This window comes from Klebsiella sp. X13, from assembly GCF_003323835.1.
Taxonomy (GTDB): domain Bacteria; phylum Pseudomonadota; class Gammaproteobacteria; order Enterobacterales; family Enterobacteriaceae; genus Klebsiella; species Klebsiella ornithinolytica.
Genome location: NZ_CP030874.1, coordinates 2,079,214 through 2,095,703, shown reverse-complemented (window position 1 = coordinate 2,095,703; position 16,490 = coordinate 2,079,214). Strand labels below are relative to the sequence as shown.

At 56.4% G+C, this 16,490-nt stretch carries 13 protein-coding genes; 7 read left to right on the top strand and 6 right to left on the bottom strand.

Features of this window, described 5'->3' with window-relative positions:
- Position 1 precedes the first annotated feature (1 nt).
- The 7 genes from DSD31_RS09965 (at position 2) to hpaX (ending at position 8,610) form a co-directional block, all read left to right on the top strand.
- Positions 2–817, top strand: coding sequence for an ABC transporter permease (locus tag DSD31_RS09965; protein ID WP_004863661.1), 816 nt, complete (start codon positions 2–4; stop codon positions 815–817).
- 26 nt (positions 818–843) lie between these two features.
- On the top strand, positions 844–2,250 hold the full coding sequence (locus DSD31_RS09960; protein ID WP_160873297.1) for an FAD-binding oxidoreductase: 1,407 nt from the start codon (positions 844–846) through the stop codon (positions 2,248–2,250).
- A 117-nt stretch (positions 2,251–2,367) separates the two neighbouring features.
- A complete protein-coding gene (locus DSD31_RS09955) occupies positions 2,368–3,645 on the top strand; it encodes a TonB-dependent receptor (RefSeq protein ID WP_113991015.1) in 1,278 nt (425 codons plus the stop codon).
- Between the two features lie 194 nt (positions 3,646–3,839).
- Positions 3,840–4,820 (top strand): GlxA family transcriptional regulator, encoded by a 981-nt coding sequence (locus DSD31_RS09950; protein ID WP_004863669.1) that lies wholly within the window; start codon positions 3,840–3,842, stop codon positions 4,818–4,820.
- 78 nt (positions 4,821–4,898) lie between these two features.
- Entirely contained in the window at positions 4,899–5,909 is a 1,011-nt protein-coding gene (gap, locus tag DSD31_RS09945; RefSeq protein WP_004863671.1) for a type I glyceraldehyde-3-phosphate dehydrogenase, read from the top strand.
- Between the two features lie 128 nt (positions 5,910–6,037).
- Positions 6,038–6,736 carry an RluA family pseudouridine synthase gene (locus tag DSD31_RS09940; protein ID WP_032717132.1) on the top strand — a complete coding sequence of 233 codons (699 nt, stop codon included), beginning with the start codon at positions 6,038–6,040 and terminating at the stop codon, positions 6,734–6,736.
- 503 nt (positions 6,737–7,239) lie between these two features.
- Complete coding sequence (gene hpaX / locus DSD31_RS09935) at positions 7,240–8,610, top strand: 4-hydroxyphenylacetate permease (protein WP_015584058.1); 1,371 nt, start codon at positions 7,240–7,242, stop codon at positions 8,608–8,610.
- Positions 8,611–8,719: 109 nt separating this feature from the next.
- Here the strand turns inward: hpaX and tdcG are convergent, their stop codons facing one another.
- From tdcG to tdcB, 6 genes are all read right to left on the bottom strand, one after another.
- Complete coding sequence (gene tdcG, locus DSD31_RS09930; protein WP_004863680.1) at positions 8,720–10,084, bottom strand: L-serine ammonia-lyase; 1,365 nt, start codon at positions 10,082–10,084, stop codon at positions 8,720–8,722.
- 91 nt (positions 10,085–10,175) lie between these two features.
- Positions 10,176–10,565: an enamine/imine deaminase gene (locus DSD31_RS09925; RefSeq protein ID WP_004863682.1), complete on the bottom strand. Its 390-nt coding sequence runs from the start codon at positions 10,563–10,565 to the stop codon at positions 10,176–10,178.
- Between the two features lie 13 nt (positions 10,566–10,578).
- Complete coding sequence (gene pflB / locus DSD31_RS09920) at positions 10,579–12,873, bottom strand: formate C-acetyltransferase (RefSeq protein WP_004863684.1); 2,295 nt, start codon at positions 12,871–12,873, stop codon at positions 10,579–10,581.
- 33 nt (positions 12,874–12,906) lie between these two features.
- Complete coding sequence (gene tdcD, locus DSD31_RS09915; protein ID WP_004863687.1) at positions 12,907–14,115, bottom strand: propionate kinase; 1,209 nt, start codon at positions 14,113–14,115, stop codon at positions 12,907–12,909.
- A gap of 28 nt (positions 14,116–14,143) precedes the next feature.
- Positions 14,144–15,475, bottom strand: a complete 1,332-nt coding sequence (gene tdcC, locus DSD31_RS09910) for a threonine/serine transporter TdcC (RefSeq protein WP_015584057.1) — start codon at positions 15,473–15,475, stop codon at positions 14,144–14,146.
- A gap of 20 nt (positions 15,476–15,495) precedes the next feature.
- Complete coding sequence (gene tdcB / locus DSD31_RS09905; protein WP_004863707.1) at positions 15,496–16,485, bottom strand: bifunctional threonine ammonia-lyase/L-serine ammonia-lyase TdcB; 990 nt, start codon at positions 16,483–16,485, stop codon at positions 15,496–15,498.
- Positions 16,486–16,490: the final 5 nt, after the last annotated feature.

Sequence of the window (16,490 nt, the reverse complement as noted above, 5' to 3'; positions counted from 1 at the left end):
TATGAAAGCCGCTAAATCAACACCGTGGATTAATCATCCCCGCTTTCTCAAAATTCTCTACCCGACCCTCGTCGCGGTCCTGGTGATTATGCTGTGGCAGGGGGCGGTCAGCTATTTCCGCATCCCGCAATTTCTGGTGCCTTCCCCGCTCGTGATGGTGGAAAGCCTGTGGACGCATCTGACGCCGCTGCTGCTGTCGCTGCTGTTCACGCTGAAGATCACCCTGATCTCGTTTCTCCTGTCGATCGTCATCGGCACCGCCATTGCGTTTATCCTGGTGCAGAACCGTTTTGTGGAAACCGCGCTGTTTCCGTACATCGTCTTCTTGCAGGTAACGCCGATTGTCGCTATCGCGCCGCTGATCATTATCTGGGTGAAGGACGCCACCCTCTCGCTGGTAGTGTGCTCCACCCTGATGGCGGTGTTTCCGATTATCTCCAATACCACCCAGGGATTGCGCAGCGTGTCGCCCGGCCTGCTGAGCTATTTCAGGCTCAACCATGCCAGCCGCTTGCAAACCCTGGTGCGACTGCGCATTCCCTCCGCGCTGCCCTATTTCTTCGGCGCCCTGCGTATTTCCAGCGGCCTGTCGCTGATCGGCGCCGTGGTGGCGGAGTTTGTCGCCGGGACCGGAGGCACCAATACCGGCCTTGCCTATCAGATCCTGCAGGCGGGTTACCAGCTGGACATCCCGCTGATGTTTGCCGCTCTGCTGTTAATTTCCCTCGCCGGTATCGCGCTGTTTGGCGTGATGTCGTGGGTATCGCGCCGGGCGCTCAGCGCATGGCATGAAAGCGAAGCGGTGCAATCTCATTAACGTATTGATGATTAACAGGTAGAAACATGATGACTCGTGAGCAACGTCAACAGGCGGTCGCGCTGATCCAGCAGGCATTACCGGAACTGGAGTGGACCTTACAGCCAGCGAAGATCAAACGTCTTTCCCGCGATTTCCACTGGTTCAGCCCGGTGCTCAACCAGCAGCTGGAAGGAAAGCAGGCGGACGCGGTGGTCCGTCCGCGCGACCAGGAAGAGCTGCGGCAGCTGGTTGCCGCCTGCGTAGCGCAGCAGCTGCCGCTGACCCTGCGCGGTAGCGCCACCGGTAATTATGGCCAGTTGGTGCCCCTTGAGGGCGGAGTGCTGGTCGATATGACCGCCCTGAACCGGATCTGCGAACTCAAGAACGGCACGGTGCGCGCCCAGGCTGGCATTCGCCTGGCGGAGATTGAAGCCGCCACTCACCCGACCGGATGGGAGCTGCGCTGCATGCCGTCAACCTTCCGTCTGGCCAGCTTAGGCGGCCTCTACTGCGGCGGCTTTGGCGGCATCGGCTCCATTAACTACGGCCCCCTGGCTGCCCCCGGCAACGTGCTCAGCGTCAAAGTGATGACCGTTGAAGCGTCCCCCCGGGTGTTGACTATTCCGGCTCCGCAGGCGCTGCTGCTACACCACGCCTACGGCAGCAACGGCATTATTCTTGAAGTCGAACTGGCGCTGGCCCCCGTCCATCGCTGGATCGAACGCCTGGATGTGTTTGACGACTTCGCCGATGCTCTGAATTATGCCAACGAGTGCCTCCGTTCTCCCGGTTTCGTCAAGCGCCAGCTGGCGCTGCTTGCCGCGCCAATCCCCGACTATTTTAGCCACCTTAACGGCCATTATCGGGCCGGGCAACACGCGGTCATCAGCGTTATCGCCGAGGAGAGCGAAGGACTCTGTACCGGTCTGATGCTGAAGCATCGGGGAGAAAATGCCATCCGCCAGAGTAGCGATGAGGCCCGGGAGAGCCATACCTCATTAATGGAATATTGCTGGAACCACACCACGCTACATGCGCTCAAAGTCGACAATACGCTGACTTACTTACAAACGGCGTTTAATTATCAGCACTTCCCGAAGCAAATTTTGCAGATGGAACAGCGCTTCGCCGGGGAAGTTATATCGCATATTGAATTCCTCCGCGATAATGATGGCAATATTACCGCCAGCGGCCTGCAACTGGTGCGTTATTCAACAGAAGAGCGACTCAATGAGATTATGCAGATATTTCGCGATAACGATATCAAGATTAATAACCCGCATGTTTTTCAGGTTGAAGATGGCAAGCAGGGAATTATTCGCCCGGATGTCGTGGCCGTTAAACAATATATCGACCCCGATGGTTTGCTAAACCCGGGCAAGCTGCGCGGCTGGGCACTGCGCGACCAGTTAGTCTTAGACAGCAACCCGTTGTCATTAACCGATAAATAAAATTCAGGCCATCTACCTGGCGCCCTACAAAATAAAAGCACAAGGTGATTATCCGCCATATTCGTGGCCGGTATTTTTCTTTCCGAAATTGCAGTGATATTTAACAGGGTGATGTCAATGAAACGCAAAACCATATACCGTGGAGCGACGCTGGGCGCCTTGCTCATTTCCCAGGGGGTATTTATCCATGCCAGCCATGCCGCTATTCCATTAACCCACGACTGTGAATCCGGTATCGCCAGTTCACTCACCGAATTCTTTACCTGCGGTAGCGTCAGCGGCAGCCTGCGCACATTATATTATTCAACCCATAACGCCTATTTTGTTTCAGGGCTATCGCAGGACACGGTCAGCTACGGCGGCAGCGTAAAATATGCCACGGCGGAATATTATGGCGTCAGCCTCGGCGTCAGCGGCATTCTCCAGCGCGGGATTTCCCATAACGATGACCATCTGGTTAACGAACTCGGCCCCAATCAAACCGGCGTCGGCGAAGCCTGGCTCAGCTGGCATTATGACCAGTTCAGGATCACCGCCGGCGACCAGCGGATTAATATTCCTTTCATCGGCGACTATGACTGGCGCATTACGCCAATACTTTTCCGGGCGATTGATGCCAGCTATGGCGATAGCGACAATTTCCTGCATGCCACGAAAATCACTCGCTATAAACCCTGGGGCGACGACCAGTTTCTGGATACCACCGCCTATACCGACATTGAGCAAAGTACCAACGGGATGTGGGGCGTCGGCGGCGGGCGATCCATACCGTTTGGCGATCGCAAAGTTAACGCCCAGATGTGGTACGAAAACTATGACGACTATACGCGGATCGTCTATGCCGACAGTTTTCTCTCGTGGAACGAATATGCCACGGCGCCCAAAATTGGCCTCCAGTTCATTCGCGGCCTGAGCGAAGGTAAAGCGCTGGCCGGCGAAGTGAACAGCACCAGCTATGGCGCGCAGTTCAGTATGAAGCTGCTCCCGTCTCTGGCGTGGACGCTGAATTATAACCACATCGCCGCCAACGGTAATGCTTATGGCAACGGCGCCCTGGTGACGCCGTACGCACACAATACCTCTTCCGGACCCTACTTCGCTCAGCCCTTCTTTACCAGTACCCAGGACCTGGGCAGCGGCAACGCCTACTCCACCGATCTGAACTGGGCCGCCACGGAGCAGGTTTCTCTCGGCAGCCGCTACTCGTTTATGGATTTAACCCCGACGGCAGGCGCTTCCAGCAGCCACCAGTCTGAATACCTGATCTACGGCACCTATCGTTTCGGAGGGCTGCTGAACGGGCTGAGTCTGACGGACTTTGCCGGCGTACAGACCAACTCCACCTCGGATAAAAATTTCTGGCAAAATCGTCTGGCCCTCGAGTATGACTTTTAACTGCCTGACGGCAGGCCCCCTCCCTGTGCGCCAGCGGGGTTAACGCCCGGGCATCAATGGACAATGGTCGCTTTGATGCCCTTTTTCTTCTTCCAGAGCCGCGCCTGAATGTGCCGGCAGCCTGCCCTCGTCCTTACGAAGTAACCCCCACCTTGCCTGTTGACTTATTTTGTTAAAGGTTTACTTTTCAGGACATGAAGAAAATACTGATTATCGTCCCCGATGGCGGCATGTTGTTTGAGTCCGCCGGTATTGCCGACATTCTGATGCAGGCAAACCGGCTGCATGCCGACGGCGCTCTGGCGCCGCGTTATCGTGTCGCCGTCGCCACCACCCAGCCCCACCAGGTGATCCACGGTCAGTCCGGGCTGAATCTGCTTGCCGACCACCGCCTTCACGAAGTGGATCCGCGCGAACCGCTCGATACCATCATCATCACCGGCAGAGGGCAAAACGAGCAGGAAGGTACCGCCGTTGTCGACTGGCTGCGTCTTGCCGCGCCCCACGCCCGGCGCATCGCCTCCGTATGCGGCGGCGCGATGTTGCTGGCGCAAAGCGGTCTGCTGAACGGCCGGCGGGCCACCACCCACTGGAAGCTGCTGGACGCTATGCAGTCGGCCTTCCCGGCGGTGCGGGTGGAAGGCGGGCCGCTGTATATTCAGGACGGTCCGATCTGGACCTCCGGCGGCGTCAGCTCCGGTTTCGACCTGACGCTGGCCCTGGTGGAAGAAGATTACGGCTTTAGCCTCGCCCGCGATATCGCCCAGGATATGGTGATGTACCTGCGTCGCCCCGGCGGCCAGCTGCAGTTTAGCCGCTATAACCTGCGGCAAATCAACAGCCCTGGGCCGATTGGCGATCTGCTGAAGTGGATGCTCGACAACCTCACCGGCAACCTGTGCGTGGAGAACCTGGCGGAAAAGGTCGCCATGAGCCCGCGCAATTTCACCCGCGTGTTTACCCGCGAAACCGGGGTCTCTCCGGCGCGCTACGTCGCCGAAGCGCGCCTTGCCGCCGCCAGAGAGCGGCTCGAGCAGAGTTACGACACGCTGGAACGCGTTGCTGAGCAAACGGGATTTGGTAGCGCTATCAACCTGCGGCGGGTCTTTGAAAAGCAGCTGCATCTGACGCCGGGAGAATATCGTCAGCGCTTTCACTGCCGAAAAATGGCGTAAAGTGATCGTTATTCGTCATTTACGCCGAAATGCCGGAAACCTAAAGTACCACCAGAGACAACAAATAAGGAGTTGATCATGGTTAAGGTCGGTATTAATGGTTTCGGCAGAATCGGGCGTAACGTCCTGCGCGCGGCGCTGGGCAATCCGGATATTCAGATTGTGGCAATCAACGATCTGACTGACAGCAAAACGCTGGCCCACCTGTTGAAATATGACTCGCTGCTGGGCACCCTGCCGGTGGCCGTGGAGGCGGCCGACGGAGAGCTTAGCGTCGATGGCCAACCCGTCATCGTCTATAGCGAACGTGACCCGGCGCGTATTCCGTGGCGAGATGCGGGGGTGGACATCGTCATCGAAGCCACCGGGTTCTTTACCGAACGTGAAAAAGCGGCGGTTCACATTCACAGCGGCGGGGCGAAACGGGTGATTATCTCGGCGCCCGGCAAGAATGACGATTTAACCATCGTGATGGGGGTTAACCACGCGCTTTACGATCCGCAGCACCATTCGGTCGTCAGCAACGGCAGTTGCACCACCAACGGCCTTGCCCCGGCCGCTCAGGTTCTGCATCAGCATTTCGGGATCAAGCATGGCCTGATGAATACCACCCACGCCTACACCAACAGCCAGGCGCTACATGACCAGCCGGAAAAAGATCTGCGCGGCGCCCGGGCGGCAGCGTTATCCATCGTTCCCTACTCCAGCGGCGCGGCCAAAGCGTTGGGTAAAGTGATTCCGGCACTCGATGGTCGTCTGACCGGCTACTCGCTGCGCGTTCCGGTGCCGGTGGTGTCGATTGTCGATCTTACCGTCACGCTGGAGCGCGACGTGACGGCAGAAGAGGTGAATGAGGCATTCCGCCAGGCCGCTGCCGCTGGCCCCTTGCAGGGTATTCTCGGCTACAGCGACGAGCCGCTGGTCTCCAGCGACTATCAGGGCGACCCGCGTTCTTCCATTATTGATGGCCTGTCGACGCTGGTGATTGGCGGGAATATGGTCAAGATCCTCGCGTGGTATGACAACGAATGGGGCTTCTCAAATCGTCTGGTCGATTTGGCGCAGTTTATGGCCCGACGCGAGCAGTAACAACGTTGGCTGCGGCGACCCGGCAAGTCCGGGCCGCTTCAGCCGGCAACCCCGAGTCGTGCCGCAGCAATCGCCAGCGGGCGGAAAATTCGCTATTATCCGCCCCCACCCTTTTCAGGCACCTGCTCATGTCCACCATCGTCGATACGTTTATTGCGCCCCCCTGCCACGAAGCCATCGACATCCTGTATCAGGACGAGCACCTGCTGCTGATCAATAAGCCCAGCGGGCTGCTCAGCCTGTCGGGGAAAAATCCGCAGAATCTCGACTCGGTGCACCATCGGCTGGAGCAGCAATTTCCCGGCTGTACCCTCGTTCACCGTCTCGATTTTGGTACGTCCGGGCTGATGGTGGTGGCAAAGAATAAAACCATTAATGCGGCGCTAAGCCATCAGTTCAGCCAACGTTCGGTGACTAAGGTATACAGCGCCCTGCTGTGCGGGCATCTGCGTGAGGATGAAGGCGCAATCGATGCCGCCATTGCCAAAGATCCGGCCCGCTTTCCGCGCATGGCCATTTGCGCCATCACCGGCAAGCCCGCCCGTTCCCGCTACCGGGTGACAGAACGCCTTACCCGTGAAGGCGCAGAGGGTAGCCTGCTGCCGCTGAGCCGGGTACAGCTATTCCCGGAAACCGGACGCACCCACCAGCTGCGTATCCATTGTCAACTGTTGGGGCACCCGATCCTGGGCTGCGATCTCTACGGTGGTCTGACGTGGCCGGGCAGCGCACACGCGCCGCGGCTCATGTTACATGCCAGCGAACTGCATTTTGTTCACCCTGTCAGCGGCGAGCCCGTCACCGCGCGCAATGACAGTCCGTTCTGAATCTCCCGATGCTGGACAGTCGCCGCGGCGCTTTAAAACCGGCTTCATTATTATGTAGCAAACTAATAAAAATGAATCATATTTCTGACGATAGCTTTTAAGCGGAACCCCCATCGGTTACGGGCGTGGAGCCACAGGCTAATTACATGAATATTCAAGTAATTAGCCGTATCAGCTCTCTTCGCAACTGCACATAACCTCTCTGTTTCCTCGTCCCTGTCACGCCCTGCCTCTCTGCACCTGGTCAGCAACCGCGCTTTTTTTGCCTCACCGTGAGTGCGAATCTACCGAGATCCGCCGACTGAACATGCCAGCCCTGGCGTATTATTCCCAGGCGATCTGGCTCTCATTATGATTCCAATATGTCGATTAAGTAACAATTCTGTATCATTTATTGAACATTAAATTGACGTTATCCCTGTCTGTTTCCTATACGTTTAGCCGACCTGTTGACCAATACTAATAATCACAATGTGGAGCTTTTGATGAACAATAGTCCTTCAATGGAACAGACCCGCTCCGAGGTACTGGTCCCGCCCTCCTCGGAGGCGAGACCTTTGGATGCCCGTCAGCAATCCGTCATCAATAAATTATTTCGTCGCTTAATCGTTTTTCTTTTTATTCTGTTCGTATTCTCCTACCTCGACCGCATCAACATTGGCTTTGCCGGCCTGACCATGGGCAAAGATCTGGGGCTCACCAGCACCATGTTCGGCCTGGCCACCACCCTGTTTTACGTGATGTACGTGATCTGCGGCATCCCCAGCAACATCATGCTCAGTATCGTCGGCGCCCGCCGCTGGATCGCTATTTTGATGGTGGTCTGGGGAATAGCCTCCACAGCCACCATGTTCGCCACCGGCCCGAACAGTCTTTACGCGCTGAGAATGCTGGTGGGGATTGCCGAAGCCGGCTTCCTGCCGGGGCTGTTGCTGTACTTAACCTTCTGGTTCCCGGCGCAATACCGCGCCCGCGCCAATGCCCTGTTTATGATTGCGATGCCCGTCACCATGGCGCTTGGCTCGCTGGCTTCCGGGTATATTCTGAATCTCGACGGCGTGCTGAATCTGAAAGGCTGGCAGTGGCTCTTTTTGCTGGAAGGGTTTCCGTCGGTGCTGCTCGGGCTGGTCGTGTGGTTCTGGCTTGATGACAGCCCGGATAAAGCCAAATGGCTGACTGCCGATGATAAAGCCTGTTTAAAAGAGATGCTGGATGCCGACCGCGCGGCGGTACAGCAATCGCGACTCAGCGAAGCCAGCCTGCCGCTGTCTCAGCGCAGCATGCTGCGGGAGCTGTTTACCCCGGTTATCATGCTCTACACGCTGGCCTATTTCTGCCTGACCAATACCCTGAGCGCCCTCAGCGTCTGGACGCCGCTGATTCTGCGCAGCTTCAACGAGCAGAGCAGTAATATCACCATCGGGATCCTGAGTGCGATTCCGCAAATCTGTACCATCGTCGGGATGATCTGGTGGAGTAAGCGTTCCGACCGCCTGAAGGAGCGTAAGCTGCATACGCTGCTGCCCTATCTGTTCGCGGCGGCGGGCTGGATGCTCACCGCCTCCAGCAGCAACCCGCTGCTGCAGTTCACCGGGATCGTAATGGCTTCTGCCGGCGCCTTTGCCGCGATGGTCATTTTCTGGACTACCCCTGACCAGTCCATTTCTCTGCGTGCGCGGGCGCTGGGGATTGCGGTCATCAATGCGACCGGCATGACCGGCGCGGCGCTGGGGCCGCTGTTGATGGGTTGGCTGAAAGACGTCACGGGGAATTTCAACGCCGGTATCTTTATGGTCGCCGGATTCCTCGTGCTGGGCGCGGTGGTGATTGCCTTGATTCCGATGAAAACGGCGGTGAAACAACGCGCTTTGTAAGCGCTGACCGTCTGATTTTCCTGCCAATAAGGTATCAGGGGGCGGTAATCTGCCGCCTCCTGATATTCTCCCCACCGGGCCCCGCCCTCCCCTGCGATTGCAGCACGGCCTACACGCAGAGCACTTTTATCGCCAGCCCGCCCCGGGAGGTTTCGCGGTATTTATCATTCATATCCTTGCCGGTTTCGTACATCGTTTCGATAACCTTATCCAACGAAACATGTGGCTCGGAGGTGCGGCGCAGCGCCATACGTGCCGCATTGACGGCCTTAACCGCATTAATCGCATTCCGCTCAATACAGGGAATTTGCACCTGGCCGGCAACCGGGTCACAGGTGAGGCCGAGGTTATGCTCCATGGCGATTTCCGCCGCAATGCAGACCTGCGCCGGGCTGCCGCCAAGCAGTTCGGTCAACCCCGCCGCCGCCATCGAGCAGGCGACGCCAATCTCCCCCTGACAGCCAACTTCAGCCCCCGAAATCGACGCATTCATTTTATACAGCGCGCCAATCGCCCCCGCCGCCAGCAGATAGCGCGCCAGCGAGCCGGCGTTAACCGGACGGCGGAATTTATCGTAATAGGCCAGCACGGCGGGAATAATTCCGCAGGCGCCGTTGGTGGGCGCGGTCACCACTCGCCCGCCCGCGGCATTCTCTTCGCTGACCGCCAGGGCGAACATATTGATCCAGTCAATGACGTTCATCGGGTCGCTGGAGAGGCTATCGCTGGAAACCAGCCGACGCCTTAACGCCGCCGCGCGACGCGGGACATTCAGCGGACCGGGCAACACCCCTTCGGTATTCATCCCGCGCTCGATACCATCGCGCATCACCGCGTGGATATGCATAAAACCCGCGTCAATCTCCGCCTTACTGCGCAGCGCCAGCTCGTTTTGCAGCATCAGTCCGGAGACCGACAGGCCGTTGCGTTCGCAAAGCCGCAGCAGTTCGCTGGCGGAGCGAAAATCATAGGGCACCGGGACGTCGGCATCCTGCGTTCCCCCGCAGGCCCCCTCTTCGACGATAAAACCGCCGCCGACCGAATAGTAGGTCTGGCTCGCCCACGCCTGCGCGCCACTCCAGGCGGTAATACGCATCCCGTTTTCGTGATACGGAAGGGTTTGCGCGTGGAACACGATGTCGTCCGCCATCTGAAAGTCTACGCTCTGCACGCCGTTAGCGACCGGCAGACGCCCGCTGTGCATCACCTGCTGAATAAATGCCGGCATGGCGTCAATATCAACATTTTGCGGGCTGTTTCCCGCCAGTCCCATAACAATCGCGACATCGGTCGCATGACCTTTACCGGTCAGCGACAGAGAACCATAGAGGTCGACCACGATACGCGTGATATGCGCGATATCGCCCATGTTCACCAGTTGGTCGATAAAACGTTTTCCGGCATTCATCGGCCCTACGGTGTGCGAACTGGAAGGACCAATACCGGGTTTAAAAATATCGAATGCGCTAATCATATCCCCATCCTCGGGTTGCCGTTGCGTGGAGAGCAGGAGCCACCGGTGTTGGGCGGCAGGGCAAAAACAGGCTTGCCCCGCCGCCGCTGCCTCAGAGGTCGCGTACCGCGATGGCCTCAATTTCCAGCTTTACATCCTTTGGCAGGCGGGCAACCTGCACGCAGCTGCGCGTCGGGTAGGTCGCCTGATGCTCATCAAAGAAGTGCTGATAGACCTGATTGATAGTGGCAAAGTCATTAAGGTCGGTAATAAAGACGGTGGTCTTCACGATACTGCCCACCTCCAGCCCCGCCGCCGTCACGATCGCCTTAACGTTTTCCAGGCTTTGACGCGCCTGATCGGCCACGTTGTCGGCAATCTTTCCCGTCTGCGGGCAGACCGGAATCTGTCCCGAGGTCATGACCTGATAGCCGAGGTCGACGCCCTGAATATAGGGGCCAATGGCCGCCGGCGCGTGTGGGGTTGCAATGATCTTTCTCATCGTTCCTCCGGCGCTACAGCGCCTGGGTAAAGGTGCGTGAAATGACATCCTGCTGCTGTTCGCGAGTCAGCGCATTGAAGCGCACGGCATAGCCGGAGACGCGAATCGTCAGGTTCGGGTAGTTTTCCGGGTGTTCGATGGCATCGAGCAACATATCCCGGTTCATCACGTTGACGTTCAGGTGCTGTCCGCCTTCAACGTGTGCTTCGTGGTGGAAGTAGCCGTCCAGCAGCCCCACCAGGTTGGTTTTGCGCGTGGTCTCCTCTTTGCCCAGCGCGGCGGGAACAATAGAGAAGGTGTAGGAGATACCGTCTTTGGCATAGGTGAACGGCAGCTTAGCGACAGAGGTTAATGACGCCACCGCCCCTTTGCGATCGCGACCGTGCATCGGGTTCGCCCCCGGCGCGAACGGCGTACCGGCCCGGCGACCGTCCGGGGTGTTGCCCGTTTTCTGCCCATAGACCACGTTGGAGGTGATGGTCAGAATCGACTGGGTTGGTACAGCGTTGCGGTAGGTCGGCAGCACTTTAATCTTCTTCATAAAGCGTTCGACCAGATCGCAGGCGATACTGTCGACCCGCTGATCGTTGTTGCCATACTGCGGGTAGTCGCCTTCGATGACAAAATCAACCGCCAGCCCGGTATGGTCGCGGACCGGTTTCACCTTCGCGTACTTGATCGCCGACAACGAATCGGTCGCCACCGACAGCCCGGCGATGCCGCAGGCCATGGTGCGATACACGTCGCGGTCATGCAGCGCCATCAGCGAAGCTTCATAACTGTACTTGTCGTGCATATAGTGGATGATGTTGAGCGCGCTGATGTACTGCACCGCCAGCCAGTCCATAAAGTGATCGAGGCTGTCCATCACCGTGTCATAGTCGAGCACCTCATCCATCAGCGGCGCCGTTTTCGGTCCGACCTGAATTTTCAGCTTCTCATCCACGCCGCCGTTAATCGCGTACAGCAGGGTTTTCGCCAGATTGGCGCGCGCGCCGAAGAACTGCATCTGCTTGCCGATAATCATCGGACTGACGCAGCAGGCAATGGCGTAGTCGTCGCTGTTAAAATCGACCCGCATTAAGTCATCGTTTTCATACTGCAATGAGGAGGTGACGATGGAGACCTGGGCCGCATATTTCTTGAAGGCGATCGGCAACGCTTCGGACCAGAGAACGGTAAGGTTTGGTTCCGGGGCCGGCCCCATGGTATGCAGCGTATGCAGATAGCGATAGGCGTTTTTGGTCACCAGCGTCCGCCCGTCGAGCCCCATGCCACCGATCACTTCGGTCGCCCAGATAGGGTCGCCGGAGAAGAGCGTGTCGAACTCCGGCGTACGCAGGAAACGCACCATGCGGATCTTCATAATGAAGTGGTCGATCAGCTCCTGAGCCTGCTGCTCGGTTAAGCGCCCGGTGTTGAAATCGCGCTCAATGTAGATATCGAGGAAAGTGGCGGTGCGGCCCAGCGACATGGCGCCGCCGTTTTGCGATTTGACCGCCGCCAGATAGGCAAAATAGACCCACTGTACCGCTTCCTGAGCATTACGCGCCGGGCGGGAGATATCGCAACCGTACTTCGCCGCCATCTCCTGCATTTGCAGCAGCGCGCGGCGGTGTTCCGCCAGCTCTTCGCGCAGGCGAATCGTCGCTTCCAGATTCTGCCCGTACTCCAGGTTGGACTGCAGATCGGCAAACTGCAGCTCGCGTTCGCGCACCAGATAACGGATACCGTACAACGCCACGCGGCGATAGTCGCCGATAATGCGTCCGCGGCCGTAGCCATCCGGCAGCCCGGTCAGTACGCCAGATTTACGACAGCGCAGCATATCCGGCGAATAGGCATCGAACACCCCCTGATTGTGCGTTTTACGCAAGTCGGTAAACAGATATTCAAAGTGCGGATCCATTTCACGACCGTAGGCCTCGAAAGAACTTTTGATCATGTTGATACCGCCGAACGGATGCAGCGCGCGCTTCAGCGGTTGCTCCGTTTGCAGTCCAACGATCTTTTCCAGTTCCTGTTCAATATAGCCGGCATCATGCGCGGTAATCGAAGTGGCAATATTCGTATCGAAATCGACCGGGGCGTGAGTCGCATTTTCAATATGTATTCCCGCCATCACTTTTTGCCACAGTGCGGTGGTTGCCGGCGTGGCCTCGGCAAGAAAGGATTCGTCCCCTTCATAAGGCGTATAGTTGTGCTGAATAAAATCACGGACATTAATTTCTGCTTGCCAGTCCGTCCCTTTAAAACCTTGCCACGCTTCGGCATACAGCATATCGCTGGTATCGATATCTACCTTCATGAAAAATAGTCTCTCTACAGAACAAAAAATAAATTATGCAAATTCCACTTGTGCGCTAATTTTTCCTAAGTGAATCGCATCGAGGGCAATCATTTTCTCTTCATTAGTCGGAATAACCGCGCAAATAACCCGGGCGGAATCGGTGGAAATAATTCTTTCGCCGTGGGAATTGGGCAGACTATTCATATCAGGATCCAGGGTAACCCCCAGTACCGCCAGATGTTCAATCACCAGGCGACGAATTAACAACGAGTTCTCACCGATGCCGCCGGTAAAAATAATCCCGTCGAGACGATGCAGCGACGCGGCATGACCGGCAATATGGCGGGCAATCCGATGGACAAAGGTTTTAATCGCCAGCCGGGCGCGGTCATGACCGGCGTGCCAGGCCTTCTCCAGCACCCGCAGATCGGAAGAGAGGCCGGAAATGCCAAGCAGCCCGGACTCCTTGTTCACCACCCGCTCAAGGTCGCTGAGGGTCTGGTTGGTTTCGCGGGCGACCCATGCCATGGCGCCGAAGTCGACATCGCCACAGCGGGTGCCCATCATGAGCCCTTCCAGCGGCGTCATCCCCATTGAGGTATCCACGCTCTGTCCGTTGCGCACGGCGCAGATAGAGGCCCCGTTGCCCAGATGGGCGATAACCAGCCCGCAATCCGCTTCCGGCAGCGCCAGCAAGCTCTGCGCCCGCTGAGAAACATAGCGATGCGAGGTGCCGTGAAAACCGTAGCGGCGCACGCCGAGCTCCTCAAAATACTTCCACGGCAGCCCATAGAGATAGGCCTCTGGCGCCAGCGTCTGGTGGAAGCTGGTATCAAACACCGCCACCTGCCTGACCCCCGGGAAGAGCTGTTGCGCGGAGGCAATGCCGCTGAGGTTAGCGTAATTATGCAACGGCGCTAACGGCGACACCCGACGGATATTGTCAATAACCTCCTCGGTAATTACCACAGACTCCGTAAATATATTTCCGCCGTGGGCAATACGGTGGCCAATTAAGGCCACGCTGTCGATTAACGACCGTTTTTCCAGTTCAAAGGCAATGGCCTTTAATGCCCCCTCGTAGCTACGGTGAGCCAGCTTAACTGGCTCTCCATCGTTAATGGATAAAAAAGCGTTTTCAGAATTAATCCCGTCGGCAATTCCCGCCATTAAAACATCACAGCTGCTTGCATCAAGGACTGAAAATTTAATTGAAGACGATCCACAGTTAATGACCAGTACTACCGGGAATTCATTCATTTCATCACTCCGCTCATCCTGAGCTTAATTAAAACAGTTTGTAGACGATATTCAGAATGGTCAGTAAACCCACCGCGGTGACGAACAGGTTATCCAGCCGGCCACGATATTTCGCCAGCGACGGCGCTTTACGGATGGCATACATCGGTAACAGACACAGCAGTGAGGCAATAATTGGCGCGCCCATCGCTTCAATCAGGTCGAGGATATTGGGGTTGGCATAAGCCACCACCCAGGTGGAACCCATAATGAAGACCATGCTGATGGTGTTGAGCTTGCGGGTAGAGACTTTGGTTTTATCACCTTTATAGCCGAACTTGAGAACCAGTCCATTCAACCCTTCAAGGGTACCGAGATAGTGGCCGAAGAACGATTTGAAGATAGCGACCAGGGCGATAATCGATGCGCCGTACTCCAGTACCGTTGCAAAGGTCGATTTGCTGCCGGACATGGAGGCAAAGTGGTTTGCCAGGTAAGAGAGCACCGGAATGTTCTGCGCTTTCGCATCCGCCATGTTTTCCGGCGACAGCGTGAACAGGCAGCTGAAGGCGAAGAACATCACCACCGCGACCATCAACATACTGGCACGGGAGATAATCTGCGAACATTTGCGCTCGGTAAAATCGCGGCCGTAATCCTTTTCATACTCTTCCCGCTTCGAGACCACAAACGAGGAGACAATCGGCGAAAAGTTAAAGGAGAAAACCATGATAGAAATCCCCAGCCACACGGTCACGAGGATGCCATCGTGCCCGGTTAAGGCAATATCGCTGAGGTTCACCTGATCGATAACCGCAGAGTTCCAGTAGGGAATCAGCGACAGCGAAATCAGCACCAGGCTGGCGATGAACGGAAAGACCAGGAAGCTCATCACTTTGACCATCAGATCCTTCCCGAACCAGATGACAAACGCCATCAGCAGCAGCAGGAACAGCGCGACAAAACCGCGGTTCAGCGCCGGCATCTGCAGCTGGTTTTCCCAGAAGGTCATGAAGGTGTTGGTAATGGTGACGCCGTAAATCCACAGCAGCGGGCAAATGGCGAAGAAGTAGAGGAGCGTGATGACCACGCCACCCGTTTTCCCGAAATGCTCTTCCACCGTCTCAGTGATGTTACCGGAGGCATTCGAACCGGACAGACAGAGCCGGGCCAGCGCCCGGTGGCAATAAAAGGCGATGGGGTAAGCTAAAACCAGCATCAAAAGAATCGGGATTAAACCACCAAACCCGGCGCGAATGGGGAAAAAGAGCACCCCGGCGCCGATGGCAGTACCAAATAATCCCAGGGTCCACGTGGTGTCCGATTTACGCCAGGATGACTGTCTTGTCTCGCTGGATACAATGCTATCAGTAGTACTCATATCCTGTCCTCAACATAAGATTAAGCGTCAACTAAACCAGTAATTTGCGAAACGCGAGAAAGATCGATATTGCCACCAGAAATAATGCTGACGGTTTTCCGGTTCTGAATATAGCTATCTAACTTCCCGCTTAATAATGCGGCGCAGGCTAACGCCCCGGCGCCCTCGGTAATAACTTTATTGCGCTGAATTAATGCGATCATGCTATTGCGAATTTCATCCTCACTGACCAGAACAATATCATCGACGAGTTCGCGAACGATTTCGTAAGTGAGATTTCCCGGGCGTGAAACATCGCAGCCATCGGCCAGAGTAGCGGTCGTTCGGTGACTGGTAATAGCGCCAGCATAATAAGACGCGGCCATACCGTGGACATTTTCTGATTGCACGCCAATAATTCGAATGGTCGGGTTAATAGATTTAATCGCTACCGCGATGCCGGCAATCAGACCACCGCCGCCGATTGGCACAATGACATTATCGACATCATAAAGATCTTCCATGATTTCCAGGCCAATGGTCCCCTGCCCGGCAATAACTTTGGCATCGTCATACGGAGGAATAAATATGCGACCTTCCATTTCGACAATTTCGCTGACTTTAGCAATAGTGTCATTGAAATTATCGCCGTGCAGAATCACTTCCGCCGAATAATCGCAGGTGGCGGCGACCTTGGATTTCGGCGCCCCTTTCGGCATCACCACTTTGCCGTCGATTCCCAGCATGGCGCAGGAGAGCGAGACCCCCTGCGCATGGTTGCCGGCGGAACATGCCACCACGCCCTTACGCTTTTCAGCTTCGCTTAGTGAACTGAGTTTGTTAAAGGCGCCGCGGATTTTAAACGACCCGGTGCGTTGCATATTCTCAAACTTGAGGAATATTTCACCTTTACAGCGCTCGCTAAAATAATTAGAGCGCGGCATGCCTGTTTTATAAATCTTACCTGCCAGTCTTTTCTTTGCTTCGAGGATATCGTCAATGGCAACCGGGAGATCGTATGTAATGTGCATTATAG

Bases quoted from the DNA above. Each gene is read 5' to 3' on its own strand.
- DSD31_RS09965 (WP_004863661.1), top strand. From the start codon at position 2: ATGAAAGCCGCTAAATCAACACCGTGGATTAATCATCCCCGCTTTCTC.
- DSD31_RS09960 (WP_160873297.1), top strand. From the start codon at position 844: ATGATGACTCGTGAGCAACGTCAACAGGCGGTCGCGCTGATCCAGCAG.
- DSD31_RS09955 (WP_113991015.1), top strand. From the start codon at position 2,368: ATGAAACGCAAAACCATATACCGTGGAGCGACGCTGGGCGCCTTGCTC.
- DSD31_RS09950 (WP_004863669.1), top strand. From the start codon at position 3,840: ATGAAGAAAATACTGATTATCGTCCCCGATGGCGGCATGTTGTTTGAG.
- gap (WP_004863671.1), top strand. From the start codon at position 4,899: ATGGTTAAGGTCGGTATTAATGGTTTCGGCAGAATCGGGCGTAACGTC.
- DSD31_RS09940 (WP_032717132.1), top strand. From the start codon at position 6,038: ATGTCCACCATCGTCGATACGTTTATTGCGCCCCCCTGCCACGAAGCC.
- hpaX (WP_015584058.1), top strand. From the start codon at position 7,240: ATGGAACAGACCCGCTCCGAGGTACTGGTCCCGCCCTCCTCGGAGGCG.
- tdcG (WP_004863680.1), bottom strand. From the start codon at position 10,084: ATGATTAGCGCATTCGATATTTTTAAACCCGGTATTGGTCCTTCCAGT.
- DSD31_RS09925 (WP_004863682.1), bottom strand. From the start codon at position 10,565: ATGAGAAAGATCATTGCAACCCCACACGCGCCGGCGGCCATTGGCCCC.
- pflB (WP_004863684.1), bottom strand. From the start codon at position 12,873: ATGAAGGTAGATATCGATACCAGCGATATGCTGTATGCCGAAGCGTGG.
- tdcD (WP_004863687.1), bottom strand. From the start codon at position 14,115: ATGAATGAATTCCCGGTAGTACTGGTCATTAACTGTGGATCGTCTTCA.
- tdcC (WP_015584057.1), bottom strand. From the start codon at position 15,475: ATGAGTACTACTGATAGCATTGTATCCAGCGAGACAAGACAGTCATCC.
- tdcB (WP_004863707.1), bottom strand. From the start codon at position 16,485: ATGCACATTACATACGATCTCCCGGTTGCCATTGACGATATCCTCGAA.